The following is a 2,433-nucleotide window of genomic DNA, read 5'->3' as shown; positions in this document are numbered from 1 at the left end:
GTCGAAAAGAGAAACGAACTTCCTCCACTTAAAATGGATTTAGTGAATTTAGAAAGTGTAAAAAATAGAACTATAATACGTGGTGAAGATGTCTCGGGCACAATTGAAGGACGAGTATTGTGGAAAGCAAAAAGTTTTAGTATTCGCGGAGGAGACAAGATGGCAATTATCGGATCTAATGGTACAGGAAAGACAACGTTTATAAAAAAAATTGTTCATGGGAATCCTGGTATTTCATTATCGCCATCTGTCAAAATCGGTTATTTTAGTCAAAAAATAGATACATTAGAATTAGATAAGAGTATTTTAGAAAATGTTCAATCTTCTTCACAACAAAATGAAACTCTTATTCGAACTATTCTAGCTAGAATGCATTTTTTTAGAGATGATGTTTATAAACCAATAAATGTCTTAAGTGGTGGAGAGCGAGTTAAAGTAGCACTAACTAAAGTATTCTTAAGTGAAGTTAATACATTAGTACTAGATGAACCAACAAACTTTCTTGATATGGAAGCTATAGAGGCGTTTGAATCTTTGTTAAAGGAATATAATGGCAGTATAATCTTTGTATCTCACGATCGTAAATTTATCGAAAAAGTAGCCACTCGAATAATGACAATTGATAATAAAGAAATAAAAATATTTGATGGCACATATGAACAATTTAAACAAGCTGAAAAGCCGACAAGGAATATTAAAGAAGATAAAAAACTTTTACTTGAGACAAAAATTACAGAAGTACTCAGTCGATTGAGTATTGAACCTTCGGAAGAATTAGAACAAGAGTTTCAAAACTTAATAAATGAAAAAAGAAATTTAGATAAATAAATTAGCGTATTGCATAACATATACAAACTAACTACCCATAATTCGTTAATTATGTTAACTAACTCAAAAGGCTTAAACGCTGTTAAATCAACGTTTAAGCCTTTTTCTTATGATTATCGTTTATACAGGTTTTATACATCATTGATCTGATGCGTTTTCAGTCATTTTCATGAGTTAATATTTTGTATTTTTATGTAGTTTATACGTGTATACAAAGTATACATTGGCTACATTGTATACTTTGTATACATTCGACACTTTGTATACTTTGCATATTTTGAATACTTTTTTGAAGGCTCATGTATTCGTCAAATATCACGTTATTATATTATACTTGTAAGGCACTTCCGTGCACAAAGGAGGTGTGCATATGGTGTTAATGATACTCTCACTTGTTGGAACATTTATCTTATCAGTTATTGCTGGTGTAGTTGCGAACTACATCTCAGATAAGCTCGATAGATAAATAAAAAAACCCCACTTTGCTTTGGACGGCAGTGGGGTTTTCGCATATGGCGAATAATACTTCACTTGTTAACTTCAGTATATCTTTCATAGTATCTTTTGTAAACTTTCTAATCTTCCCAATCTAGTTCTAATTGTTGTCTAAATGCTTGTTGTTGTTCTTTTAATAGTGCTTTTTCTTCTTCAGTCATTTCTCTAGTTGTATTACTTTGATTTCGTTCATGTAGCCATTTTGGTGTTTTCTCACGACTGATATATTGTTTGGGTTGGGATACATTCGCCATTTTGGGTTGTCGCTTACTATGAATGCGTTTCTCAGCGTCAAAAGTAAACTCTAACCACTCGATTTTACGTCCTTTTTTCGCTTTAATTTTATTGATATGTAGATTATTGAAAATCTGAGATAGTTCTTTAATTATTGGTGTTAAAACAAATTGATTAATATTAGACATTCTATAAGATTTTGGGATATCTAAACGTTCTCTAAAATCTTCAATTTTAATTTTCATATAACCAGTATGTTTATATTGTTTTAATAACCTAAACATATTTTTAGAGTATGTTGATTTAAGGTGTGTCATCTCTTTTAATTCGAATTTTGTGAAATTATTAGTAATTGAATTTAAGATATATTTTAAATCCGGAGAAGTAGCAATTTCTAAATATTTTTCAGATATATCAATTTCATATTTATAAAATAATACAAATTTTTTAATTTTTGTTTCTGTTCTAATTGTATATCTAATATCTAACATTTTATCGTAAACTCTTTGTAGATCATCTACAAATCTATTTATATTACGCGTTTCTGGGCTATAGTTGCTTAACTCTTTGAGTTCATCAAAGGATAAATGAAGTGTATTAGTATCTTGCTCTTTTAGTTTATTACACATAGCAAAGAATAAATTAATTTCAGTAGCAGTAAATCGTCTTAATGGAACTAAATTCATTTCATTTTTATAAATAACGGTTTCTCCACTCATATAAAACGCTCCTTTTAAAAAGGCATGACAATATAAAAATCATGCCCTAAAAAATATATGTAATTACATTTAAACTCTTGATAATAAAGTAACATAACATTAAAGGCATGACAATTAAAAAACTATGCCTTTAATGTGGCAAAACTATGCCTTTAAT

The 2,433-nt window shown here is 29.1% G+C and carries 2 protein-coding genes; one reads left to right on the top strand and one right to left on the bottom strand.

What is annotated here, in order from left to right:
* Nucleotides 1-828, top strand: an 828-nt coding sequence (locus PNO30_RS00865) for an ATP-binding cassette domain-containing protein (RefSeq protein WP_271986812.1), incomplete at its 5' end; no start/stop codon positions are given.
* Between the two features lie 575 nt (nt 829-1,403).
* Here PNO30_RS00865 and PNO30_RS00860 read toward each other — a convergent pair.
* Complete coding sequence (locus PNO30_RS00860; RefSeq protein ID WP_161380199.1) at nt 1,404-2,276, bottom strand: replication initiation protein; 873 nt, start codon at nt 2,274-2,276, stop codon at nt 1,404-1,406.
* Nucleotides 2,277-2,433: the final 157 nt, after the last annotated feature.

Origin of the sequence: Gemella haemolysans (assembly GCF_028308085.1) — a bacterium.
GTDB lineage: Bacteria > Bacillota > Bacilli > Staphylococcales > Gemellaceae > Gemella > Gemella haemolysans_D.
Note: the sequence above shows the minus strand (reverse complement) of the source record. Positions and strands in the feature narration are given on the sequence as shown.